Raw genomic sequence first — 24,998 nt, 5'->3', positions numbered from 1 at the left:
CCGCAGCATATCGCTTCGAAATTCCGCAATGACAGAGAAATTCATTCCCGTTATCGATCTTCGTCATCGCGACAGCGTGCCGGCGATTCCTTCCATGCTGGAACAGCCGACAGGCCTGCTTGCCGATGCGCTCGCGCGCCCGCTGCATGATTTGCGGATCTCGGTGACCGACCGCTGCAACTTCCGTTGCGTGTACTGCATGCCAAAGGAAGTCTTCGACAAGAATTATGCATTCCTGCCACATGAGGCATTGCTCTCGTTTGAAGAGATTACCCGCATCGCAAAGATCTTCGTTGCTCACGGCGTACAGAAGATCCGGCTTACCGGCGGCGAGCCCCTGCTGCGCAAGCACATCGAGAAACTGATCGCCATGCTGAGCGAGCTTAGGACACCGGATGGAAGGGAACTGGATTTGACCCTGACCACCAACGGATCGCTCCTTGCCCGCAAGGCTCAGGCACTCAAGGACGCAGGTCTGAAGCGCGTGACGGTGTCCCTCGATTCCCTCGACGATGCCATCTTCCGCCGCATGAATGATGTGGATTTCCCGGTATCGCAGGTGTTGCACGGCATAGAAGTCGCGCACAAGGTCGGGCTGGGGCCAATCAAGATCAACATGGTGGTCAAGGCCGGCTTGAATGACCGCGAAATCGTGCCAATGGCACGCCATTTCAAGGGATCGCCCTTCATCCTGCGCTTCATCGAATACATGGATGTCGGCGCCAGCAACGGCTGGAAAATGGATGAAGTGGTGCCTTCTGCCGAAGTGGTGCGCCGCATCAGCACCGAGATGCCGCTGGCCGAGGCCGAGCCCAACTACAGCGGTGAAACCGCCGAGCGCTGGCGCTATCTCGACGGCAGCGGCGAGATCGGCGTCATTTCCAGCGTAACTCAGGCCTTTTGCCACGAATGCACCCGAGCTCGACTGTCCACCGAAGGCAAACTGTACACCTGCCTGTTTGCCACGAGTGGCCACGACCTGAGGGCACTGCTGCGCAGCGGTCGCTCCGACGAAGAGCTTGCCACTGCAGTCGCCCATCTCTGGCGCGCGCGCAGCGACCGCTATTCGGAGACCAGAACCGCCCAAACCGCGGAACTGCGGAAGTTGCAGAAAATCGAGATGTCCTATATCGGAGGCTGACGGAATGTCAATCACGGGACTGATTCTTGCCGGCGGCCGCGGCTCCCGCATGGGACATGTGGACAAAGGCCTCCAGCCTTTTCGCGGCAAACCGATGGCGGCACATGTGCTCGCGCGGCTGGCGCCCCAAGTCGATCGGGTGATGATCAATGCGAACCAGAACCTCGAAGCGTATCGCCAGTTCGGTGTACCGGTATGGCCGGATGAAATCACCGGGTTTGCCGGGCCGCTCGCCGGCCTGCATGCCGGCCTGGTCCATTGCGATACACCTCTCCTCGTGACTGCACCATGCGATTCGCCCTTTCTTCCGGCCGACCTCGTCGCCAGCCTGAACACTGCCTTGCAGGTGCAGCAGGCCGACCTCGCCGTTGCAATGACCGGCGAAGGACAGGAGCGCCAGCCGCATCCGGTGTTCTGCCTGCTGAAAACCGCGCTGCTTCCGCATCTCGCCGATTTCCTGCAACGCGGCGGTCGCAAGGTCGATGCCTGGTACGCCTCGCTGCGCGTGGCCGAAGTGCAGTTCGCGGACGCGGATGCCTTCCGCAACATCAATACGCTTGAAGACTTGCAGAAATTTGAAGCGCAATGAATTACACCACGCTTTCCGACGTCGTCAGCTGCCTGTCGGACTACGACCCCGACGCCGTCCCGGTTGCGCAAGCCCAGCACATCATCCGGGAATACATCGCCCCCATCAACGCGGTCGAGAAGGTTGCGGTGCGCGCCGCCCTTGGCCGGGTACTGGCAGCCGATGTGATCTCTCCGATCAATGTCCCGGCACATGACAATTCCGCGATGGATGGCTATGCCTTGCGCGGCTCCGAACTTGCTGGCGGGCAAACGGCGCTGCGCATCGTTGGAACCGCGCTGGCCGGCCAGGCTTACCGCGGCGAAGTTGGCAACGGCGAATGCGTACGCATCATGACTGGCGCCGTGATGCCGGCCGGCTGCGATACCGTCGTGCCTCAGGAATTCACCCAGCAGGCTTCCGACACTTCGGTGACGATTCCGGCGGATGTCGTGAAGACCGGTGACAATAGGCGCCTGAAAGGCGAAGACCTGCGCGCCGGCCACCCCGCACTTGGCAAGGGGAAAATTTTGCGGCCGGCGGACATCGGATTGCTGGCTTCGCTTGGCATTGCCGAAGTTCCCGTGCAACGACGTCTGCGCGTGGCCTTCTTTTCCACCGGTGACGAACTGCGCTCCATCGGCGAACCGCTCGACGAAGGCTGCGTGTACGACAGCAACCGCTACACGATATACGGCATGCTGACCCGGCTCGGCTGCGAACTCATCGACATGGGCGTGGTCAAGGACGACCCGGCGTCGCTGGAGGCGGCATTCCGTTCAGCCTGCGAAAACGCGGACGCCGTCATTACCTCGGGCGGTGTCTCAGTCGGCGAAGCGGATTACACGAGGCAAATGATGGCCAGGCTGGGCGACGTTGCATTCTGGCGGATCGGCATGCGGCCGGGGCGGCCGATGGCATTCGGCAGGATTTCTTCCGGCGCGAGGAGCGCCTATCTCTTCGGCTTGCCCGGCAACCCGGTCGCGGTCATGGTGACCTTTTATTTCTTCGCGCGCGATGCCCTTATGCACATGATGGGCGCGAACGCCGAGCCGCTGCCGCTCATGCGTGTCAAGTCGCAGTCGGCAATCCGCAAGAAACCGGGGCGCACCGAATACCAGCGAGGCATCCTGTCGCGCGATGCCGAGGGCAACCAGCAAGTGCGCATCACCGGCTCGCAGGGTTCAGGCATTCTGCGCTCGATGTCGGAAGCCAATTGCATGGTAGTGCTGCACCACGAGCAGGGCAGCGTGAGCGCAGGCGACCCGGTCGACGTATTGCTGTTCGAAGGGCTGGTGTAGGAAGAAGTACGGCCCGCGCTGGGCTTCAGAGCCGCCTTCCTCCTGAAAAAATCCGGAATCAGACGATCGCCTGAGGCTGGCCATCTGCCGGTGTCGGATTGACGGTCGCCAACACCTTGTCGATGCGCTTGCCGTCCATGTCGACGATCTCGAATGTCCAGTTTTCCCAGTCGCACCGGTCCGCGATCTGCGGCAGGCGACCGAGCAGCAGCATCAGCATGCCGCTCAGGGTGTTGTAGCGGCCTCTTTCCTCTTCCGGCACATCCTTCAAACCCAACCTGTCCTTCAGTTCCGGAATCGGGATCAGCCCGTCGAGCAGCCATGAGCCATCCTCGCGCTGCACCGCCCAGGCATCTTCCGCCCGGTGCGGCTTGAACTCGCCGGTAATCGCTTCCATCACGTCCTGCAAGGTAACGATCCCCTGTACTTCGCCATATTCGTCCACGATGAAGGCAAGCTGCACGCCGGAGCCCTTGAAGTTTTCCAGCAGCTCCATGCCGGTCAGCGATTCGGGCACGAAAACGGCGGGCTGCAAATGATTGGTCAAGGCCGGCCGTTCGCCGCGCAGGGCCTGCGTGAGCAGCTGGCGCGCCGTCGCCACGCCGAGTACCTGATCCCAGCCGCCACGTACCACGGGAAAACGCGAATGTTCACTGGCCTCGAGACGCTTCAGGTTTTCCTCAAGCGGTTCCTCGACGTCGAAATAGACGATCTCGCCGCGCGGCACCATGAGCGAACCGATCTGGCGGTCGTCGAGCCGGAACACGTTGCGCACCATTTCGTGCTCGTGCTGCTCGATCACGCCGACGCTCGATCCCTCGGCCAGCATCATGTTGATTTCTTCCTGGGTAATGCTGGGCTGGTTTTTCTCCTTGATCCCGGCAATCTTAAGCACCAGCAAGGTCGAGCCCGACAGAAGCTTGACGAAAGGCTTGGAAATGGTCGCAAGCCAGAGCATCGGCCGCGCTACCCGTTGGGCGATGGGTTCCGGGATGATTTGCCCGATCCGCTTGGGCACCAGTTCGCCAAGCACGATGGAAAAGTAGGTGATGCTTAACACCACCAACCCGGTCGCCAAGTAACCGGAATACGGCTCCGGCACGCCCGACTGCTGCAGCCAGACCGCGAGCGGACTGGCAAGCGTTGCCTCCCCGACGATGCCGTTCAGGATGCCGATGGACGTGATGCCGATTTGTACGGTGGAAAGGAATTGCGTCGGATTCTCGCCCAGTTCGATCGCCGCCTGTGCCGAGGCATGTCCCTCTTCCACCAGCTTTTGCAGGCGGACTCTGCGCGCAGTGACCAGCGCAATTTCCGACATGGCGAACACGCCATTCAGAAGGATGAGACCAATCAGTATCGCGATTTCCATAGCGTGTCAGTATTCCGCCTGCGCGGTTGTTTGAAAAAATCGGTTCGGCAAAACCCGGGATTACCAGGCCGAAGCAGCCAAGCTACCACAAACTTCCTGCAGCAAGCGGCAGGAAGTCGGGCCCGCCAATTTGCTTGCCCATCATTCATCCGTGGTCCCGGCGGGCTCCGCGCCAAGCAGCAGATTCGCGGCTTCGGCCGGAAGCGCCTCGACCGATTTCAGCTTTCTCGTCATCTGGCGCGTGCGGGTCTCCGCCTGCTCGATGTTTTTCGCTGCACGTTCCAGCGTGTTCCGGGTCGCCGCCAGCACGTCGCCGAACTTGGCGAATTCGGTCTTGACCGCGCCGAGCACCTGCCACACTTCCGACGAGCGCTTTTCCAGCGCAAGCGTGCGAAAGCCCATCTGCAGGCTGTTGAGCAGTGCCGACAGCGTGGACGGTCCGGCAATGGTGACACGGCACTGGCGCTGCAATTCATCTGCCAGCCCCGGCCGACGCACCACTTCCGCATACAGGCCTTCGGTCGGCAGGAACAAGATCGCGAAGTCGGTGGTCAGGGGCGGCGACAAATATTTTTCCGCGATGGTCCGCGCTTCCTGTCGCACGGCGCGCTCGAGCTCGCGCCCGGCCACAGCCACGCCATCCGCATCCGCATGCTCGGCCGCATCCACCAGGCGTTCGTACTGCTCCTTCGGAAACTTGGCATCGATCGGCATCCATACCGGCGGCCGGCCCTCTTCCTGCCCCGGCAGCCTGATCGCGAATTCCACACGCTCTCCGCTGCCGGGGATGGTTTCCACATTCCTGCCGTACTGGTCCGGCGTCAGCATCTGCTCGAGCAGCATTGCCAGTTGCACTTCGCCCCAGGTTCCGCGTGTCTTCACATTGGTCAGCACCCGCTTGAGGTCGCCCACGCCGATCGCCAGCTGCTGCATCTCGCCCAGGCCCTGATGCACCTTTTCCAGACGGTCGGATACCAGCTTGAAGGATTCGCCCAGCCTCTGTTCCAGCGTCGCATGCAGCTTCTCGTCGACCGTCCTGCGCATCTCTTCCAGCCGCGCGCCATTGTCGGCCTGGAGGTCGCGGATTTTCGCTTCCAGGGTGGCGCGCACTTCCGCCATGCGCTGCGCGTTCGACTCGGTCAGTGCAGACAGGGTCTGCTGCAAGGTGTCCGCGAAGCGCTTCAGCGCCAGCGACTGCTCTTCCCGGCCGGCCCGCCCCTGCGCGCTGATGGCCTGTCGCATCGCTTCCAGCTGTTGCGCGTTCGCTTCATTGAGCTTAGCAAGTTGCTGCGCAAAAGAGTCGATCTGGCTGTTCTGCATGGACACCATCGTGCCCAGCTGCGTGGCCAGGGTTTGCTGGAAGCGGGCGAAGTTGTTGCCGAGTTCCTGGCGGGCGGCCTGGGCACCGTTCTGCATTTCGCCGCGCAGTTCGCGTTCGATGCGTTCGCCCGCCTGTTGCTGGCTGCGCTGCAATTCATGCTGCAGCTGCATCATTTGCATGCCTGAATCGGCATTGCGGACGCGCAAAAGCGCAACGGCCTGCAGCACGATGACGGCAGCGAGCAGCACCAGGATGACGAGTTCGATTGTGGCCATGGAGGTTCAGCGAAGGTTTGCCGATATGTTAGCAAACTGGCAGGGTTATCCGGCGGTATTGCGCATCCAGTCCGCCGTCTGGAACAAGGCATACAGCAGCCGCTCCTGCAAGGGTTCCGGCAGGCCGACGTCTTCCATCGCGAGCGCCATGCAGCGCATCCACTGGTCGCGCTCGCTGGTGGCGATTGCATAGGGCAGGTGCCGGGCGCGCAGGCGGGGGTGACCGAAGCGCTCGATATACAGGTCCGGCCCGCCGGTCCAGCCGGTCAGGAACCAGTAAAGCTTGTCGCGTGAACCATCCAGAGTGGTTGGATGCATGGCCCGGATGCCGGCAAATTCCGGTTCGAGGTCCATCAGGTCATAAAAACGGTCAACCAGTTCGCGTAATTTGGTGGCGCCGCCGATGAGTTCGAAAAGGGAGGGTTGCGAGGATTCTTCTGCATTCATGGAGCGAATGATAGCGCATCAAGGCCCCCGGTGAAATGCCGTACGCCATCTTGTCATCGCGCCCGCTTCCGGCTCTCGGGGCATGCCGTCGCTACAGCGCGCCCGCGAAGATGAGCGAAGCTTGATATTTGTCCGCATCCATATAGGTGGAGGCGCATATATTTTCATTTTCGGATGAAGCGACGACCACATCTCCTTTCATGCACAGGAATTTCGCGTAACGCGCTTACGTGTGAAAAACAACAGCATCCGTAATGAGGCAGGACCAGGCCATCGCTTCTTTTGAGCACCCGCAATCAACACACACATAGCGTTCAACCTGAATTTGAAATGATGAATACTGTTACCAGAATAATAAACAGGGAGGAAAGAGACCGCTTGCTGGGCGCGGCATTCGGACGGCTTCATTCGGCATAGAAAATTTCCTGAAGAGAGCCGCCGTCATCCGCGGCAGGAGCCCGGAAAGGTTTCCGATAGGGACACCGATTCGCACAGCAATGACAGCAACAGCAACAACCGTCGAAACGAACAAAAAGCCATGCGAGATCTGATCAACAACAACGCATCCCGGCTCGAACTGTCCATGCGCCTCATGGACGTGCTCGCACTTGAAATATCCGGCGCCCTTGCTTGCCTGGTGCATTTCCATGTCCCCCTGAGCGAAGCGCCTCCCGTCCACACCATCCTTCTTCATTTCTGCAGTGCACTTGCATTTTTCCTGTTTCCCCCGCTCGAGGTCTATACCTCATGGCGGGCCAAGCCGATCCCGGAGATGTTCCTGCGCCTGTGCGCTTCCTGGGGTGTGGTCCTGATGGTCGGCCTGCTGTTCAGCTTCCTGATCCACCATGTCGGAACGCTTTCCCGCCTGTGGCTGTTCTACTGGTATGCAAGCGGCGTGGCATTCCTGATGTTGCTCAGGGCAGCGGTCTATTTCGTGCTGCGCTTTCTGCGCAAGAAGGGCTTCAACCACAAGCGCGTGGTCATCGTCGGCTACGGCAACACCGGCCAGGAAATGCATCGCCGTGCATTGCAGATGGACTGGGCCGGCTACGACGTGCGGGCCGTGCATGCCGATCCGGCGGACGCGGCAAAGATCACCAATCCCGCGATTGACCGGATCGACACGCTGGAAAAGATCCATGACTACGTGGTCGAGAATCATATCCATGAAATCTGGATTACCCTGCCGCTGGTGGCATCGCCGAAGATGCAGGAGCTGCAGTACCTGCTGCGCAATGCCCTGGTCGACATCCGCTGGATACCCGACATCCTCGGCTTGCAGATGCTGAGCAACAAGGTAGGCGATTTCCTCGGCTTGCCCGCGGTGGACCTGAACCAGCCGATGTCGGGTGGCGTGAACGGCATCGTCAAGGATATCTTCGACAAGGTGTTCGCAAGCGTCGCGCTGGTGCTGCTGCTGCCGCTGTTCATCGTGATCGCGATCCTGATCAAGCAATCCTCCCCGGGCCCGGTGTTCTTCAAGCAGCCGAGACTTGGCCTGAACGGAAGGAAATTCAATGTCTACAAGTTCCGGTCGATGAAGATGCACCAGGAACACGGCGTGGTTACGCAGGCCACCAAGGATGACCCGAGGGTCACGCCGATCGGCGCCTTCCTGCGCCGCACCAGTCTGGACGAACTGCCGCAATTCATCAACGTGCTGCTCGGCGACATGTCCGTGGTTGGGCCGCGGCCGCATGCCTTGCAACACAACGAGATGTACAAGGATTTGCTGGAAATGTACATGGTGCGGCACCGCGTGAAGCCGGGCATCACCGGCTGGGCACAGATCCATGGCTACCGCGGCGAAACCGACACGGTGGACAAGATGGCCAAGCGGGTGCAGTTCGATCTGCATTACATCCAGCACTGGTCCTTATGGATGGATGTGAGAATCATCCTCTGGACCGCCTTCAAGGGATGGACCGGTACGAATGCCTACTGAACTGCGAGGCCGCAAGCGGACGGACGCGGCATGGGCGACTCCGAAACGTTGCCTGCTGGCTGTACTGGTCATGTTCATTTCGATGGTGGCCATCGGATCGATTCCGGGCAACGCAGATGCCCTCTCGGCCATGGTGTATGACAAGGTACTACACACCGTCGCCTACGGATTGCTGAGCGTCCTGCTTTTTTTCGGCATTAGCGGCAGCCAGCGCATGCGGGCATTGTGCAGCATCGGTGCGATTGCGGCTCTGGGTGCGCTCGACGAAGGAATCCAAAGCATGCTTCCCTATCGCCATGCGAATTTCCATGACTGGAAATTCAACATGCTTGGCGCCATTGCCAGCGTGGGCTTGCTTTCCTCCTGGTATTCCTTGCGTATGCGAGCATCGCGCAAACCCGGCAGCAGCAAGCCCGGCACATGAGCATATGAAAGGATGTTGCACATTCCTTGCAGCGCAAGGATGGAAAGGAATGCCTGGTTCTTCCGGCAAGTCAAACCAGACGCGGCGTCAAGGCTACACTCGGAGGCACGACAGCCGCGAACCAAATTCAAGAAATAGAGGCAGCATATGAAAAACGATTTGAACAAGCGCATCTATGTTGCGGGCCATCGGGGCCTGGTCGGTTCCGCCATCGTGCGTGCCTTGCGCAGGCGGGACTACGGCAACATCGTCACCCGTACCCATGCGGAGATGGATCTGACCGACCAGGCGCAGGTGCGCGCCTTCTTCGAATCCGAGCAGGTCGATGAAGTCTATCTTGCCGCAGCGCGTGTAGGCGGCATCCACGCCAACAATACCTATCCGGCAGAATTCATCTACGACAACCTGATGGTCCAGAGCAATGTGATCCATGAAGCCTGGCGTGCCGGCGTCAAGCGCCTGCTGTTCCTCGGCTCATCCTGCATCTATCCCAGGCTGGCGACCCAGCCAATGAAAGAGGAAAGCCTGCTGACCGGCCTGCTCGAGCCGACCAATGAACCGTACGCGATTGCCAAGATTGCAGGCATCAAGATGTGCGAGAGCTACAACCGCCAGTACGGCACCGATTACCGCAGCGTCATGCCGACCAACCTGTATGGGCCGGGCGACAACTATCACCCGGAAAACAGTCATGTGATTCCCGCGCTGATCCGTCGCTTCCATGAAGCAAAGATGCAGGGCAAGGACAAGGTGGTGATCTGGGGAACCGGCACACCGCGCCGGGAATTCCTGTACGTCGATGACATGGCGGAAGCGTGCGTGCATGTCATGGAGCTGGAACATGATGCATATGCTGCCTGCACCACGCCGATGTTATCTCATATCAATGTAGGTACTGGCGAAGACATCACAATACGAGAGGTTGCAGAAATCATTTGCAATGTCGTCGGTTACCAGGGGCAAATCGAGTTCGATACCACCAAGCCAGATGGGACGCCACGCAAGCTGATGGATACTTCCAAGCTGCTGTCCCTGGGCTGGAAACCTGGCGTTGCTCTCGAAGAAGGAATCGCAGAAACATACAAGCAATTCCTCCACGAGCAGGCGCCAACCTGAAAGGCATGAAGCGCCCGACTGCATGAACCCAAGGCCGGTGCCCCATCGGCAAACTGTGACGGCGCTTCATCCGGCCAATGATTCACCCGGATGGCAATGCCTGCCGTGATGCCGTCCTCTTAGAGCTGTCTCCGCATGGACAACAAAGCGAACATATCAAGCAAGGGAATTTCCGCCGTATTCTGGGGCGGCTTCGGCTCGATTCTGCGAGCCCTGCTTCAGATCGCAACACAAATCGTTCTTGCCCGGCTGCTCGGGCCGGAAGAGTATGGCATTTTCGCCATCGCAATGATCGTGCTGACTTTCAGCAAGTTCTTTTCGGACATCGGCATTTCCTACGGCCTGATCCAGAAGAAGACGATCAGCGACAACGACATCAAGTTCGTATTCACCTGGCAGGTCCTCCTGGGGCTGACGGTGGGCACCGTCGTCTATCTGCTTGCCGGCCCCCTGTCGAATTTCTTCAATCAGCCCCGGGTCATGCCGGTGATCCAGGTTGCCTCCGCCATCTGCTTCATCAATGCCATCGCCTCGCCATCGCACAACCTGCTCAAGCGCGAGCTCGACTTCAAGTCGATACAGGCGGCGTCGGTCCTGGGTTATATCGTCGGCTACATATTCGTCGGCATTCCGCTGGCCGTGGCCGGCCAGCAGGTATGGGCCCTGATCGCAGCATTCATCGGCAGCGAATTGACCACCCTGGCGCTCCTGTACTGGAAGTCCCGGCATCCGATCGGCTTCGTACTTTGGCAGCGCGGCGACAACCATCTCATCGTGTACGGCTCGCGCGTCTTCCTGACCAACGCCGTCAACTGGTTCCTCGGCAATGCCGACCGGATCATCATCGGCCGCGCCTTCCCCGCCGCCGAGGTGGGCTTGTATTCCCTGTCCTACAACCTGGTGTCGAGTCCGGCCGGGACCGTCATCACCGTCATCCAGTCCGCCCTGTTTTCTGCAAGCGCACGGGTTCAGGATGACCGCGAACGTCTGCGCCGGGCGTTTCTGACCATGATGGGCGTGGTGACGCTGCTGCTGTTCCCGGTCTTTGCCGGTATTGCCGTCGCTGCGGAAACCATACTTCAAACCCTTTACGGCGAAGCCTGGCTCGGCGCTACCGCACTGTTGCGCCCGGTTTCCCTGGCCATGCCGGTCTACATCCTGTTTGGAATGGCAACGCCGCTTTTGTGGGTTTCCGGCCAGACCAGCAAGGAATTCAGGATCCAGATTCCGGTCGCCATCGGCTTTGTCATTGCCGGGGCCTTCGCATCCTTCTTCTCGCTCGAAGCCGTTGCGTGGATGGTGTTTGCCATGTACCTGGCCCGCGCGATCGCAGTATTGACCGCCACTTCCAGGGCGCTCGACATCAGCCTGCGCAGGCTGTACCGGGCTATGTCCGGCGGCATCATCACGACGCTGATCACTTCCTGCGGCATCATGCTGGTCGATTTCATGGCGCGTGAACTATCCGGCATTCCCGGCATCTGGCTGCTGGCCGACGTCCTAGCCGGCGTGGTCGGCATGGCCTTGTCGCTCTGGATGTTCCCGAGCCTCGTCAACCGGCATGTCGCCGAGCTTTTCGAAAAGATCGCCATGCGCCTGCCTTCTCCTACCGACGTGTGGCTGCAAAAATTTCTTTACCGAGTCAGCTGAGAAGGATCTCGAATGAACAGCGGTGAAATTTTTCAGATGCTGGCATCCCTTGGCGGAGCTGCCGTCCTCGGACTGGGCTGCATGGTGGGAATCGGATGGTTCATCAGCCTGCAGCGCCATTCCCGCAAATGGCTGCTTGCTCTCGTCTATCCGATCATCATCTTTGCGATCAGCCTCGGGCCGATTCTATCCAACAGGAACGTCAGCAATGCCGACTTCGAGTCAGTGGCAACACAGTTCGATACCCAGCTCCTTACCTGGTTCTTTCGGCTCACTACCGGCTTCATTTTCGGCATCTGCCTCGCGCGCTTCATTTCGGTATCCCAAAGGTACGAGCACCGGCCGAGGCACGGTCGCGGCCTGTTCCTCGCGTTCCTGGCGTATTACATCAGCAATGTCATCCTCAACAATATCTTCGGCACCCATCCCGAGTTTTACGAACGGTTCCTGCCGTCCATGTTCCTGTTTGCCGCTGTCTACTTCAGCCGCAACCAGTACGCGTATTTTTCAGTGGAAGCAACCAAGCGCGGCCTGCTCTTCTTCATTGCGGCAAGTTGCCTGACAGCGGTAGTCCTTCCCAGCGTTTCGGTACAGCGGGATTATGCGGGCTATTTCCCGGGACTGGACATCAGGTTCTGGGGTCTGGGCGTGCACCCCAACAGCACGGGTCCGCTCGCGATTGTGTTTCTGCTGCTCATCATCTGCAACCCTTTCCGTCGGCGCTGGCTGCAGCTTGCATCGTACGCAATGGGGATCGGTACCTTGCTGCTGGCGCAATCCAAGACCGCATGGGTAGCGGCCCTGGTGGCATTCGGACTGCTATGGTGGTACAGGTACATCCAGGCACCCACCGGTGGACGAAGTCGCAGGCGTGCCTACTATTCCCTGCGCGACTTCGCCGCACCGATGTTTGTTTGCCTTGCCGGACTGTCCGTGGTCGCCGCCATCGCCATCTTCAGCGGCTACGACCAGCATTTCGCGCAGATCGACCAGGAACGCCAGCTTACGACCCTGACCGGGCGCACCGAGATCTGGGAAATCGCTCTCGAAGTCTGGAAGAACAACCCACTGTTCGGATATGGCTCCTCGGTCTGGGGAACGGAATTCAGGCGTGCCATCGGCAACGATGCGGCGGTCAGCGCCCACAGCCAGTACCTGCAGGCATTGTCGGAAGCCGGCACGGTCGGGTTTGTCGGCCTGGTGGTCTATCTCGTGATGCTATGGCGCCATGCCGCGGCCGCCAACCGCGCAACTGGCGGACTGTCGCTGGCGATGTTTTCGATTCTCCTTGTCCGTTCATTTACCGAAACGCCTTTCGACATGACCACCATCTTCACGGGCGAATTCGTGGCGCATCTCCTTCTCTTCCGGCTGGCACTGATTGCCAGTCCAAAGCCGAAGCTCGCGCCCTATCCGCAAAGCCAGCACCAGTTCCAGATGGGGTAAATGATGAACATGCGCTCATCTCCGGCCATCTCCGTCGTCATGCCCTTGTATAACAAGGCGCGCTATGTGGAACAGGCAATCGCTTCGGTATTGTCCGGCAATGCGTTGGTGCATGAACTCATCGTCGTGGATGACGGCTCCACCGATGAAGGGCCGCAACTGGTTGCGGCTGTCGATGATCCGCGTATCAGGCTCATCAGGCAAAGAAACCAGGGCGTGTCGGCAGCCAGGAACCACGGCATCCGGGAAGCTACCGGCGATTACATTGCCTTCCTCGATGCAGACGACTACTGGATGCCCGGATATATACAGGAGATCGCCGCCCTGATCCGGGCCTATCCGGACTGCGGCATGTTCGCCACCCGCTATGTCCTGTTCGATGAAGAGGGGCACACCGAGCTGGCGCCGGTGCGCGCACTCAAATCCAGCCAGCCGCAGCAGCGCATTACGCGCTTCTTTGAAGCCTGGGCCAAGGGAAATTTCTTTTTCACCTCTTCGGTGGTTGTGCCACGAAGTATTTTCTTTGACCACGGCATCTTCTTCCCCGAGAAGGAAAACCTGGGAGAAGACCAGGATGTCTGGTTCCGCATTGCGGAGCTATACCCGGTCGCGTACAGCATGCAGCCGCTGGCGGCCTATCGGACAGGCAGCTTCCCCAGCCTGAGCAAGAGCGACAGCGGAAATGAGCTGCCGCCGTTTGTCAGCAGACTGAAAAAGCGCTTTGACGACAACCGTATTCCACTGCAACACCGCAGGGGTGTATCGCAAGTGCTTGGCACCCATCAGCTCAACCTTGCCTCGGCCTTCCTGCGCAGGAACGGAAGCCGGCACACTGTTTCACTATTGTTTGACCGATTCAGTATCCAGACGCCCAGGTTCTGGCTGAAAATCTTCCTGTTGAGTTTTTTGCCAAAACCTATCCGTCTTCGCCTTTTGGAAAAACACTAGTTCATGCCATATATCTCCATCGCATCGATCCGTTTCAGAGAACATTATGCCGGCGCATCACACGCCAAATCGTTCATCCATACCGGAGGCTGCGCATGAGAATGCCTGACATTTCCCTCGTGCTGGCTACGGTAGGACGTACCGATCAGCTGGACCGCCTGTTCGACTCGCTGGCCACCCAGACCTTCAGCAACTTTGAAGTCATCGTGGTCGACCAGAACATGGATGATTGCCTCGCGGGCCATATCGAGCGGGCAAAGTATCTCGGCATCGCCATCCGGCATATCAAGCACCATCCACCCAACCTGGCTGCCGCGCGCAATGCGGGCATCGATATCGCGAAAGGTGAATGGATCGGTTTTCCGGATGACGACTGCTGGTACCACCCGGAATTGCTGGAGCGTGTCGTCGCGCGTTTCAGCCGCAACGACAATCCCGAAGGTGTCATCGTGCGCTGGGTCGAGCAGAAGGAGCAGCCGCTGCTCGCCTCCAACCTGTCATGGGAGAGATCGAGCGCCTTCCGCGACATTCCCGTCAGCTCCATCACGCTGTTCTGCCAGCGCAAGCTGTTCACCAGAATTGGCGGCTTCGACGCGCGATTCGGCGTCGGCCAGTGGTTCGGCGCAGGAGAGGAGACCGACCTGGTATTGCGCGCCCTGCATTCAGGCGCCTTCTTCACCTACGAGCCTCTGGCGGAAGTGCATCATGCGGTCGCACCCGCCAGACTGCCGGCCAGCCCGCAGGCACGCAAAGCCCTGCGCCACCGCGCACGCGGCACCGGCGCGATCTATGCGAAACATCGCCTGCCGGCATGGGTGATCATGCGCGGGCTCGTGGCGCCGGTGCTGCGCCCGCTATTGAAAGGGGCGCTGGGCGCAGACCTCATGACGGGTTGCGCCATCATGCTGGGACGGCTTGACGGCATGCTCGGGTGGCGCCGCAGGCAACCATGAAGCAAATGCCGGCTAAAAAACCTTCCTGGATACTCTGCCAAGCAATCCATGCATGACAAGAACAATCCAATCCATCTGGCGTCCGCAAGACAGACTCCCCGGAATGCAGGCCGGCCCTCCAACATGCTGAAGATCGCCCTTATCACCAACCATCCGCCTCCGTTCCGCATCCCGGTCTATGAATGCATAGCCAGGATGCCGGATATGGCGTTGCAGGTGATTTTCTGCAGCCCGCGCGAGCCGAACCGGGAATGGGAATTGCCGCCGCTGCAGTTCGACCATGTGTTTCTGCGCGAGCGTTTCGTCGCACGCGGAGACAATTTCATCCACAACAACGTCGATGTGATTCCGGCATTGAACCGGTTTGCCCCGGACGTGGTGGTCACCACCGGATTCAATCCGACTTATCTGTATGCCTTTTTCTATGGGCTCGGCAAAGGCATACCCCATGTGCCGATGACGGATGGCACCGATGTATCGGAACAAGGTTTGAGCCGCTGGCACAGGATGGTACGCAGGATGGTGTATTCCCGCTCGCCCGCATTCATCGCGGCAAGCATGGGCGGGCAAAGGTTGTATGAAAGTTACGGCATCTCACCGGAGCGCTGCTTCCAGTCCTGTCTCTGCATCGACAACGAGTTGTATGCCCGTATCACCGAGTCCGGAGAAAAGAAATTCGACCTGGTGTTCTGCGGTCGCATCGTTCCGGACAAGAATCCGATTTTTGCATTGAAGGTTGCCCAGGAAGTCGCCCGAAGGCTGGGACGCAAAATCAGCATCCTGTATGTGGGCAGCGGCAGGCAGGAAGCCGACGTGCAAACTGAAGCTGCACTGCTGCCTGATCTGGTCGATGTGAGCTTCAGCGGCCACGCCGCGCAGCATGAATTGCCGGCCCTATACGCATCGGCACGCATTTTCCTGTTTCCGACCCTGCGCGACGTATGGGGCGTGGTGGCTAACGAAGCATGCGCCGCAGGGCTGCCCGTCATTGTGTCTCCCCACGCGGGTGTCGCAGGGGAACTGGTAATCGACAACCAGAACGGTTTTGTGTGCCAACTGGATGTGCCCATGTGGGCCGAGCGGGTGGAACTGCTGCTGACCCAGCCTGCCGTCTACCGGCGCTTCGCCGAGCGCAGCCGGGAGCTCGCGAGCAGATATACCTTTCAGCACGCGGCCGCCGGAATCGTGGACGCCTGCCGTTACGCTGTCGAAGCAACGCATCCGGGAAAACTCGCGCCCCGGGATCAAAGGAAGGCCGGATAAGCCCGCCGCCCAGCCCTGAAAACCAATCCGGCCTATACCTATTATGAAGATTCTGATTGCCCACAACGCTTACCAGCATCGCGGCGGCGAAGACACCGTGGTCGATGCCGAGGCAGATTTGTTGCGCAGCCATGGCCACCAGGTCGAAATCTATCGGCAGCACAATGATGCCCTGAACAATATGCCGAAGGCGGCAGCGGCCGCCTCGGCGATCTGGTCGGTGCACAGCGCCCGCGAGGTTGGCGAGGCATGCGAACGGTTTCAGCCCGACGTCATTCATGTGCACAACACCTTTCCGCTCATATCGCCATCCCTGTACTGGACGGCGTCGAGGATGGAATTGCCGGTCGTGCAAACGCTGCACAATTTCCGCCTTCTCTGCCCGCAGGCGATCTTTCTGCGCGAAGGAAAAATCTGCGAAGACTGCGTCGGCAAGCTGCCGTGGCGTGCCGTGACGCGCAAATGCTATCGGGACTCCGCAGCGCAATCAGCGGTGCTTACCGGCATGCTCGCCACACACCGCCTGATCGGCACCTACCGTGAAAAGGTGACGCGCTACATTGCGCTCAACACTTTTGCCCGCGACAAATACATCGAAGGCGGATTGCCCGCGCATCTGTTTCGCATCAAACCGAATTTCGTGGCCTCCGCTATCGTTCCTACATGGAACAGCCGGCGCGGCGGGATGTATGTCGGACGCCTTTCCGTGGAAAAGGGACTGGATGTGCTGGCGCGCGCCGTGCAGCTCGCGAATGATGTCCCGATCGAAGTCATCGGCAGTGGCCCGCTGGAACTGCTTGCGCGGGAAGCATTCGGCTCACGCTATCTCGGGTTCAGACCGCTTGACGACATCATGCGGCGGATGAGTTCCGCGCAATTTCTGGTGTTGCCCAGCATTTGTTACGAAAACTCGCCCCGAACCATCGTCGAAGCATTTTCCGCGGGCCTGCCCGTGATTGCCAGCCGTCTCGGCGCGCTGGCCGATATCGTGCAGGACGGGGTGACAGGCTTGCTGTTTCACCCGGGCGACGCAAGCGACCTCGCGGCAAAAATCGCGTGGGCAGCGTCGCATCCGGAGGCAATGGCAAGAATGGGTCAGGCGGCGCGCGCCGAATACGAGGCGCGCTACACGCCGGAGCGCAACTATGAAATATTGATGGATATCTATGATGACGCAATTGCAGCCATACGAACCTGCCAGCGTACAGCGCACGGGCAAGCCGATACTCGAAGCATTCATCGACGCGCTGACCTGGGATGACGTACTCACTCGGATTGTGAACTGGGGCGCCGCCCGCGAGTCGCGCTACATCTGCATCTGCAATGTTCATTCGGTGGTCACCACCACGCGCGACCTTGAATTCAAGATCGTGGTCAACAATGCCGACCTGGCGACGCCGGATGGCGCGCCCATCGCCTGGGCGCTACGCCGCCTCGGGCATCCTGCCCAGGAACGCATCAACGGCCCCGACCTGATGCTGAAATACCTGGCGCAGGCCGAGCAACTCGGCCAGACCGTCTTCTTCTACGGCAGCACCGAGTCGACGCTGGAACTGCTGCGCGCCAATCTCATGCGGCAGTTCCCGAAACTGCGTATCGGCGGCAGATACTCGCCCCCCTTCCGGCCGCTCACCATTCAGGAAGACGAGGAAGTCGTCGACATGATCAACCGCTCCGGCGCCAACGTGGTGTTCGTCGGCCTCGGCTGCCCCAAGCAGGAGAAATGGATGGCTGAGCATCGCGGAAGAATCCAGGCAGTCATGATAGGCGTAGGTGCCGCCTTCGACTATCACTCGGGCGTGATCAAGCGCGCGCCCCTCTGGTGGCAGCGCAATGGCCTCGAGTGGTTGTACCGCCTCGGCTCGGAGCCGCGCCGCCTGTTCAAGCGCTACCTAGTGACCAACAGCCTGTTCGTCGTCGGCATCATGCGTCAGTTCATCATGGCCATGCTGAACAGATCTTCGGCGAGCGAGGCCTGAAAGCGCGTGGCTGAAGCGGAGATGAGGCCACGCTGACTTGTGTCAACGGCGCCGAAGGTCAGGCAGGCATACTGCAAACGTATGGCTTTGGAAGCTTGGATAACAAAATTCTCTGGAAAACATGATCAAGTCCCTGGAAGGCGGCCGCGGCATTGCTGCACTGATTGTTGCTCTATTCCACCTGGCTGTCGGCGCGGAGCACATTTCGCTGATCCGCAACGGCTATCTCTTCGTCGACCTGTTCTTTGTGCTGAGCGGCTTCGTGATGTGTGCTGCCTACGGCTCGACGATGAAGTCCACGCATGACTTCCGGGTCTTCCTGATCCGCCGCATCGGCCGGCTCTATCCGCTGCTGATCTTTTCGACGCTGGTATTCGTACTCGCGGAAAACGTGATCGTGCTGCTGAAGCAACTGGCCTATGCGCACGGCTACGCCAGCGTCCTCAACAACCCGGCCGCACGGGAGTTTGCCATTCCGACCGCGACCGAGATTCTTGGCACCATCACGCTGGTCCATGGCATGGGTGTGTTCGACAGGCTGATCCTGAACACGCCAAGCTGGAGCATCAGCACCGAGTTCTATACCTATTTCCTGTTTGCCGGGCTTTGCCTGATGCTGAATGGAAAAGCACGGATTGTGGCCTTTGCGGTGTTCAGCCTCATCGGTTTCGGGATTAGCGTATGGGCTTCCACTACCATCCACGCATGCCTTCAGCAGAAGGGATGCCTGTCCCTCACCTCCGATTTTGGCTTTCTGCGCTGCATCTATTCATTCTTCCTGGGCGCCATCGTCTACCAGATCGCGCAGCGCAACCGTTTCAATTCCAGCATGCTGCAGATCGCCGGATGCCTTGCCCTGTTCGCGCTCTTGTCCCTGGTGGATCCGTTCCCATGGCTTGCATTTGTCTTCCCGCTCTGCTTCGCCCTGCTGATCCTTTCGGTCTGTACCGATCAGGGCTGGCTTGCCGCCATTCTCAAGCGCAAGCCCTTCCAGATCCTCGGCGAACGCTCCTACTCGATCTACCTGCTGCACATGCCGCTGGTACTGTTCTTCGAAAACATCGCCAAGCGCGTGCATGACTTTCTCCCAAGCGCAGCTGTTCTCGTCGCGTATGTGGCAGTCCTCGTGGTGATCTCCGGCTGGACCTTCAAGTTCATCGAAGATCCGCTGCGAGCCAGATTCAATCGGCTGGCCTCCGGCACCCGGTTTTCCTCGCGGAGAGGATTGCTTTCCGGTGCAAACAAGACGGCCGACTGATTCACCCAAAGAAGCCGAGAACATGCTGCGACGACTGCTTCTGCCCGTGATTCTGGCCAGCGCGGTGACGGCACCCGCCTTCCCTGCCGACAAGCCTGCAGCCACTCCGCTGCGCAAGACCGCTTCGCCTGTCATCGAGTACTACGGCGATTCCACGGTATGGGGCTATGCCTCGGGGCTGGGCACGCAGGTTGCGGTGCCTGCGCCCACGGCATTTGCTGACGCGCTGGCGTCGAAATACGAAGTGAGGAACCAGGGCGTCAGCGGGACCACGGCATGCCAGCTGCTCGAAGGGACCGACGGAAAGCATCCAGCGTGGGAACAACAGATGGCATCCTCCGATGCCAGCTTCGTCATCATCAACCACGGCATCAACGACTTGTGGAAGGAGAGCCTGGACGGTTACCAGTCCTGCCTGCGCAAGCTGGCGCGGATTGCGAAAGCCAGCGGCAAGAAGGTCATCTTCGAAACCCCCAACCCGATCGGCGCCGATGGCGACCTTGCCAGCTATGTCAGCGCGATGACGGATGTCGCGCGCGCGGAAAAAATTCCGGTCATCGACCAGTACCGTTATCTGAGCAATTATCTCCGTGGCCAGAGTCCCTACACCATCTGTCCGGACGGGCTTCATCCCACCGATGCGATCTACGTGATGAAAGGCAGGTATGCCGCCGCCGTTTTCAAGGCGATGGTCCAGTCGAAATGACACGATTGGCCGTGTCCGAATTTCCCCGTAACGGATTGTTGCAAATGCCGGATGCGGACCGATCTCTCCCTTAATTTAGGACAATTTGCATGAGACCGAACCACGGCATCATTGCAGGCATCCCGCAAGCGCATTCCCTCAAAGATCGACATCCAGGGCCGCACAAGACGGCCTCTCATCAGTGTGCTGCGGAATCAGGGAGGAGGAACATGATTACTATTTTCCCCTCGGAGGCATGATTGAAGCAATTTACTTTTCCCTCACTTCTCGCATTGACCGTCATCCTTGCGGCATGCGGAGGTGGAGGCGGATCATCGGATTCCAATACGTCGACCAACTCATCCGGCGGCACCACGTCGAATCCCCAGCCGACCAAACTCGTCGATGCACCGCAAGTCATCGAATACTATGGCGACTCCACCATATGGGGATATGAAAGCTTCACTGGCAACCGCGTCGCCACGCCTGCGCCAGATGCCTTTGCCCAGGCATTGCCTTCGAATCAGCAAGTCAGGAATCTCGGCGTGAGCGGCCAGACAGCGTGCCAGCTCCTGAATGCCGATGGCGGCTGGGATGCGAAAATGAGCGCATCCCAAGCCACCGTGGTCATTCTCAACCACGGCATCAATGACTTTGGATCAGAGGTGGGCGAAGACATACCGACATACAAGAACTGCCTGCGCACCCTGGCCAGCATTGCAAAAACCAAGGGCAAGCGCGTCATCTTCGAAACTCCCAACCCGGTCGACCGCGATGGGCTTCAGAATTATGTCGCTGCCATGAAGGAAGTTGCCGCGGAGTCGAGCCCCGCACTTTCGGTGATCGATCAATTCTCCCGGCTGAACCAGTTCCTGCTTGACGGCTCGCGCAACATCCGGGACATGTGCCCGGACGGCACTCATCCGTCACAAGCAGTGTATGTGGAGAAAGGCCAGTACGCTGCTCAGGTCTACAAGACTCTTTCGAAATAAGCGGGAATAGAAAGTGTGAAGCCGCGGGCAAAGTTACATTGCCCGCGGCAAGGCCATTCCGGTCGAAGATTGTCAATCCCGCTGCTGTCGACCGCTTTAGATATCCAGTTCGAAAGATCCAAACTCGAGCGTACGAGCTCGAATCAGTTCTCCAGGCTCTTGGCCAGCAGCTTTTCACCAACAGCTACCTCGCCCGCCTCCTTCGCCTTGAAATAGCGGGCAGCCATTTGTTCATTGCTCAGGCGGTCCTGCACCGCCACGTTCGACGCCACATAGGCAAGGAAATCGTCCAGCTGGCGCCAGGCATTGAGTTGTTCGAATTGCTTGGAGTGTCCCCACAAGTGGAATGCCACCCGATGCTCGCAGGCGTAATCGAAAAGCGCGTATAACCGGTCCATCCAGTGCGGATACTTCAGGGCAAGCAAAAGGCCATCCTGCCGCTTTGCCCACTCTCCCAGGCGTGCGAAGTTGCGGAAATAGACACTCCTGTGATGCGGATAGAACTGGATGGTGGTCGGCATTTCGAATGGCTTGTCGCCTGCGTCGAAGCGCAGGTTCATCGTGGTGCGCGCATAGGTGAAGCCGGCAGTCTTTACCAGTTCGATATCCCGTTGCCGGTATTTTCCGCCCGGATAGCAGAATCCGGCGATCCGCTTTCCCAGAACATCCTCAAGATGCTTCTTGCCCTCGCTGATCTGATAGCGGGCCTCGGCGGCACTGGCGCCGCTCAGATAGCAATGCCCGTAGGTATGGGACCCGATCTCGAAATGACGTGCGAGCTCCAGGATTTGCGGCCGGGCCATGACTTCGCCATCTTCCCAATTTGTCACCGGCAAAAAGAAGGTTCCTTTCAGGCCGTGCTTCTGCAGCAGATCAGCCGTTTTCATGTCCGACGGGTGGCCATCGTCGAAGGAACACGTAAATACAACGCCCATCCTAAACTCCGTTCGATTTTCCATGCATCTATTAGATGCCCTGGATGATTTCATTGTCCTTGTCTCGCCTCAACGCAGCGTCAACTGCGCCGCCTTTCCCACCAGCGACTCTTTTGGTTTCGGACACCATTTCCGCAAGCCGGTTGCAGTGATCTTCGCCCTCATTATCCTGCCCTCATACGGGCATCTTTACCTTGCCGGGCTCGCCGGCCGTCAGTGCAAAGCGGCATGCGGAAAGCAGGCCGGACGCCGCATTGTCGAAGGTATATTCCTGCACCAGTGCCTGACTGCGCCGGGAGAATTCCCGCCACATATCCTGTTTTGTCAGCAGCGCCGCGGCACGTTCCGCCCACAGCTCTTCATCGAGTTCGCATATGAAACCGTTCTGGCCGTCGAGGATCAGTTCCCCCGCCACACCGGCATGCGGGGAAACAATCACCGGCAAACCCGCGGCGCAGGCTTCATTGGCGACAATTCCCCAGACGTCGGCCAGTGTGGGGAAAAGAAACAAGCGCGCCGAGCGGTATAGCCCGGGCAATTCCTTCTGCGTGGCGAAGCCGTGAAAATCCGCCCTCACGAGCTCCGGCTGAAGCAAGGCTTCTGATCTGACCGTCGCTTCCGCGCTGCCTGAACCGACAAACAGCATCCTGACTTGCCTGCCCAGTTTCTTCGCGAGCTTCTGCGCCACATGCAGCGCAAAGACCGGACTTTTCTCCGGCACGATCCTGCTGCAGAAGATCAGGTCGTACTTCTTCTCCACCGGCTCCGGTGTACGGAAGTAGGTGTCGTTGTCGATGCAGAGATAGGACTTGAAGCATCGCTCCGCGTCGATGCCATAGCTCCTGAACAGACGTTCGCCGCCGACGCTGGCGGAAACGAAAGCACTGGAGCGCGCGTATACGAAGCGGCGGATCGTCTTGTGCACGCGACTCAGGGCACGCTCCGACAGATCGGTCCCGTCCGTCATCGGCACATGCGGCAAGCCCTTCAGCCAAGCATGGGCGAAGGCATACAGATGCGTGGGATTGAAGCCATCGGTGACCACCACGTCCGGGGCAAAACGCATCAGGGCGGGTACCACATCCGGATTGTTGTGAATGTAATGCCCATCCTTTACGGTGGTGATCCGCTCCTTCAGGAACGTGTGATTGAACTCCATGGGCGGAAGATCCCACTTCCTGTTCGGCTCCCGCCTGGCGCAGAAGATCACTTGAAAAACAACCCCGGGCATGCGCCCTAATCTCTGGAAAACGGGTATTCGATACGGCGGCGGTTCGTTCGTGACGAGAGCGATTCTGAGCATTAGCTGGTCTCACTTACTGATTGAAGCGGTGCGCGATGCGGCAAATGACAGTCGGTGGTACGGAAGGCATCGGATCCATCTATCGAATTCCAGCAGTCAAGCGAGTAGCCTGGCAAACAGGCGCACAACTACTATTGACTGCATGCAAATCGAAAACCGGGCAACCCGGGCTGACAGTGTAGTTAAACCGGTGTGGGGCTGTTTTGCGAATACACAATGCCGTCCTTGTTGACTTCGGCAGGAAGCGGCAGGTACAAGGACCATCTGCTTCCCTTCATTGGTGCCTCGCCATCAAGGGCCAATGCAAGCGCTTATCTCGACAATCCCTGTACTAGAAATATCGGCGCTGAGTTTTCTCAACAGACGAGTCAAGGCAACATGGTTTCATTAGCAAGACCCGCCGCACAAAACATATTGCATTGAAACAGGCGGGCAAATTGGACATAAAAACACAAGGCGTCCGATGCCTGCACTTCAGGGAGGGAACTATCGAAACCATCTTGAACAGCACCGCCGGACTTATACAGATCAATGGATCAGAAAACTCGTATTGATGCGACATTCTATGAAAACGAAGTTCCCTCCTTTGCCACCTCGGAAATGGAACGTCTTTACGGGAACTTCTTTTCTTCCTACCGCAACCTCGAATTACCCGACGATGAACTGAAGCAGGTTTGTACCTATGTCGCCCGCAAGGACGGGGAATACGATGCCATCTTCCTGTTCCTGCGCAGGCAGGGAAAAATCAACGTCCTGAATGAAGTGATCAGGATCGACAGTGCGCGGATCCGCGCCTTTGCCGACCACGTCTTCACCCGGTTCAGGGATGTCAATGTGATTACCTTCAAGGCGATCGAAACGGATATCGACCGCATTGTCTACCCCCACCAGCGCTTCAATTATTCCGAAGATATCGCCATGAAATTACCCCCGACGGCGGATGAGTATCTTGCCCGCCTGGGAAAGAATACGCGCCGCAATATCAAGCGTTACTCGGACAAGCTCATGCGCAGCTTTCCCTCGCTGCGCTATGAAGTGTACGAGAGAGAGGCAGTCAGCGAGAGCCAGGTCCGGGAAATTGTCGGCCTCAATCGGGAAAGAATGGCATCCAAGAACAAGGTGTCGGCGCTCAACGAAGAGGAAACCCGGCGCATCGTCAAGCGTGCGCGGTCCTGCGGCCTGGTCGGGATCATGAGCATCAATGACAAGATCTGCGCGGGTGCGATCAGCTATTGCACGGGCGAGAATTACTTTCTCGATGTGCTTGCCCATGACCTTGCCTACAACGATTACTGGGTCGGCATCCTATGCTGCTACATGACGATCCGCGAATGCATCGCGCGCGGCGGCAAGGAATTCCATTTCCTCTGGGGGCGCTACGAATACAAGTTCGCGCTCGGGGCGTCCCTGCGTCATCTCGACTGCGTCGCGGTGTACCGCTCGCGCCTGCAGTTCCTGTTGAACGGCGACTTCGCATTGAAGACGGCGCTGAATGGTTATGTGCGAGCGACAAAGGTCTGGCTGCACCACAGCGACAGTCGGATATCGGCGCGCATCCTGAAACTCCTCGATGATCTGCGCAATCTTCGATATGCCCTGACGGGCTGGCTTACGGGAGGAAAAAACCCGAGCTTCTGATCCGTGGCTGGTGGCACCGTGCGGTTCGTGCCCCGGAA

At 58.9% G+C, this 24,998-nt stretch carries 22 protein-coding genes; 17 read left to right on the top strand and 5 right to left on the bottom strand.

What is annotated here, in order from left to right; all coding sequences use genetic code 11:
* The first annotated feature begins 28 nt into the window (after positions 1–28).
* Genes moaA through moeA form a run of 3 tightly spaced genes read left to right on the top strand, consistent with a single transcriptional unit; the run spans position 29 to position 3,010 of the window.
* On the top strand, positions 29–1,141 hold the full coding sequence (gene moaA / locus HGHM_RS07255; RefSeq protein ID WP_026075785.1) for a GTP 3',8-cyclase MoaA: 1,113 nt from the start codon (positions 29–31) through the stop codon (positions 1,139–1,141).
* Positions 1,142–1,145: 4 nt separating this feature from the next.
* Entirely contained in the window at positions 1,146–1,730 is a 585-nt protein-coding gene (gene mobA / locus HGHM_RS07250) for a molybdenum cofactor guanylyltransferase MobA (RefSeq protein WP_019140857.1), read from the top strand.
* Positions 1,727–3,010 carry a molybdopterin molybdotransferase MoeA gene (moeA, locus tag HGHM_RS07245; protein WP_019140856.1) on the top strand — a complete coding sequence of 428 codons (1,284 nt, stop codon included), beginning with the start codon at positions 1,727–1,729 and terminating at the stop codon, positions 3,008–3,010. The genes mobA and moeA overlap by 4 nt, the downstream gene beginning before the upstream one ends.
* Positions 3,011–3,068: 58 nt before the next feature.
* On the opposite strand, the gene HGHM_RS07240 is transcribed toward moeA, so the two are convergent.
* From HGHM_RS07240 to HGHM_RS07230, 3 genes are all read right to left on the bottom strand, one after another.
* Positions 3,069–4,382, bottom strand: a complete 1,314-nt coding sequence (locus HGHM_RS07240) for a hemolysin family protein (protein ID WP_019140855.1) — start codon at positions 4,380–4,382, stop codon at positions 3,069–3,071.
* Between the two features lie 141 nt (positions 4,383–4,523).
* On the bottom strand, positions 4,524–5,978 hold the full coding sequence (rmuC, locus tag HGHM_RS07235; RefSeq protein ID WP_019140854.1) for a DNA recombination protein RmuC: 1,455 nt from the start codon (positions 5,976–5,978) through the stop codon (positions 4,524–4,526).
* 45 nt (positions 5,979–6,023) lie between these two features.
* Positions 6,024–6,425: a group II truncated hemoglobin gene (locus tag HGHM_RS07230; RefSeq protein ID WP_019140853.1), complete on the bottom strand. Its 402-nt coding sequence runs from the start codon at positions 6,423–6,425 to the stop codon at positions 6,024–6,026.
* 538 nt (positions 6,426–6,963) lie between these two features.
* Here HGHM_RS07230 and HGHM_RS07220 point away from each other — a divergent pair.
* The 13 genes from HGHM_RS07220 to HGHM_RS07160 all read left to right on the top strand — a co-directional run bounded on the left by HGHM_RS07220 (position 6,964) and on the right by HGHM_RS07160 (position 21,084).
* Positions 6,964–8,370 (top strand): undecaprenyl-phosphate glucose phosphotransferase, encoded by a 1,407-nt coding sequence (locus tag HGHM_RS07220; protein WP_019140851.1) that lies wholly within the window; start codon positions 6,964–6,966, stop codon positions 8,368–8,370.
* Positions 8,360–8,794 carry a VanZ family protein gene (locus HGHM_RS20935; protein WP_019140850.1) on the top strand — a complete coding sequence of 145 codons (435 nt, stop codon included), beginning with the start codon at positions 8,360–8,362 and terminating at the stop codon, positions 8,792–8,794. The genes HGHM_RS07220 and HGHM_RS20935 overlap by 11 nt, the downstream gene beginning before the upstream one ends.
* A 147-nt stretch (positions 8,795–8,941) precedes the next feature.
* Complete coding sequence (fcl, locus tag HGHM_RS07210) at positions 8,942–9,910, top strand: GDP-L-fucose synthase (protein ID WP_019140849.1); 969 nt, start codon at positions 8,942–8,944, stop codon at positions 9,908–9,910.
* A 135-nt stretch (positions 9,911–10,045) separates the two neighbouring features.
* The gene (locus HGHM_RS20930) at positions 10,046–11,560 is read left to right on the top strand and encodes a lipopolysaccharide biosynthesis protein (RefSeq protein WP_019140848.1); all 1,515 of its coding nucleotides are present in this window, start codon (positions 10,046–10,048) and stop codon (positions 11,558–11,560) included.
* Positions 11,561–11,572: 12 nt separating this feature from the next.
* Positions 11,573–13,006 carry an O-antigen ligase family protein gene (locus HGHM_RS07200; protein ID WP_019140847.1) on the top strand — a complete coding sequence of 478 codons (1,434 nt, stop codon included), beginning with the start codon at positions 11,573–11,575 and terminating at the stop codon, positions 13,004–13,006.
* Positions 13,007–13,954 carry a glycosyltransferase family 2 protein gene (locus HGHM_RS20925; protein WP_019140846.1) on the top strand — a complete coding sequence of 316 codons (948 nt, stop codon included), beginning with the start codon at positions 13,007–13,009 and terminating at the stop codon, positions 13,952–13,954.
* A gap of 95 nt (positions 13,955–14,049) precedes the next feature.
* Positions 14,050–14,907 (top strand): glycosyltransferase family 2 protein, encoded by an 858-nt coding sequence (locus HGHM_RS20920; protein ID WP_081583549.1) that lies wholly within the window; start codon positions 14,050–14,052, stop codon positions 14,905–14,907.
* A 123-nt stretch (positions 14,908–15,030) separates the two neighbouring features.
* A complete protein-coding gene (locus HGHM_RS07185; protein WP_245549175.1) occupies positions 15,031–16,170 on the top strand; it encodes a glycosyltransferase family 4 protein in 1,140 nt (379 codons plus the stop codon).
* A gap of 43 nt (positions 16,171–16,213) precedes the next feature.
* Positions 16,214–17,431 carry a glycosyltransferase family 4 protein gene (locus HGHM_RS07180; protein WP_019140843.1) on the top strand — a complete coding sequence of 406 codons (1,218 nt, stop codon included), beginning with the start codon at positions 16,214–16,216 and terminating at the stop codon, positions 17,429–17,431.
* Entirely contained in the window at positions 17,337–18,149 is an 813-nt protein-coding gene (locus HGHM_RS07175; protein WP_245549174.1) for a WecB/TagA/CpsF family glycosyltransferase, read from the top strand. The genes HGHM_RS07180 and HGHM_RS07175 overlap by 95 nt, the downstream gene beginning before the upstream one ends.
* A gap of 121 nt (positions 18,150–18,270) precedes the next feature.
* Positions 18,271–19,407 carry an acyltransferase family protein gene (locus HGHM_RS07170; RefSeq protein ID WP_019140841.1) on the top strand — a complete coding sequence of 379 codons (1,137 nt, stop codon included), beginning with the start codon at positions 18,271–18,273 and terminating at the stop codon, positions 19,405–19,407.
* Between the two features lie 22 nt (positions 19,408–19,429).
* A complete protein-coding gene (locus HGHM_RS07165; protein ID WP_019140840.1) occupies positions 19,430–20,113 on the top strand; it encodes an SGNH/GDSL hydrolase family protein in 684 nt (227 codons plus the stop codon).
* Between the two features lie 239 nt (positions 20,114–20,352).
* Positions 20,353–21,084, top strand: a complete 732-nt coding sequence (locus tag HGHM_RS07160) for an SGNH/GDSL hydrolase family protein (protein ID WP_245549173.1) — start codon at positions 20,353–20,355, stop codon at positions 21,082–21,084.
* Between the two features lie 143 nt (positions 21,085–21,227).
* On the opposite strand, the gene HGHM_RS07155 is transcribed toward HGHM_RS07160, so the two are convergent.
* On the bottom strand, positions 21,228–22,019 hold the full coding sequence (locus HGHM_RS07155; RefSeq protein WP_019140838.1) for a polysaccharide deacetylase family protein: 792 nt from the start codon (positions 22,017–22,019) through the stop codon (positions 21,228–21,230).
* Between the two features lie 175 nt (positions 22,020–22,194).
* On the bottom strand, positions 22,195–23,178 hold the full coding sequence (locus HGHM_RS07145) for a glycosyltransferase family 4 protein (protein WP_019140836.1): 984 nt from the start codon (positions 23,176–23,178) through the stop codon (positions 22,195–22,197).
* A 744-nt stretch (positions 23,179–23,922) separates the two neighbouring features.
* On the opposite strand from HGHM_RS07145, the gene HGHM_RS07135 reads away from it, so the two are divergent.
* Entirely contained in the window at positions 23,923–24,960 is a 1,038-nt protein-coding gene (locus HGHM_RS07135) for a GNAT family N-acetyltransferase (RefSeq protein WP_161603775.1), read from the top strand.
* Positions 24,961–24,998: the final 38 nt, after the last annotated feature.

Origin of the sequence: Noviherbaspirillum massiliense JC206 (assembly GCF_000312045.1) — a bacterium.
In the GTDB taxonomy this organism is placed as follows: Bacteria; Pseudomonadota; Gammaproteobacteria; order Burkholderiales; family Burkholderiaceae_D; genus Noviherbaspirillum; species Noviherbaspirillum massiliense.
The sequence above is the reverse complement of the archived record's forward strand: the minus strand, read 5'-3'. Positions and strand labels throughout refer to the sequence as shown.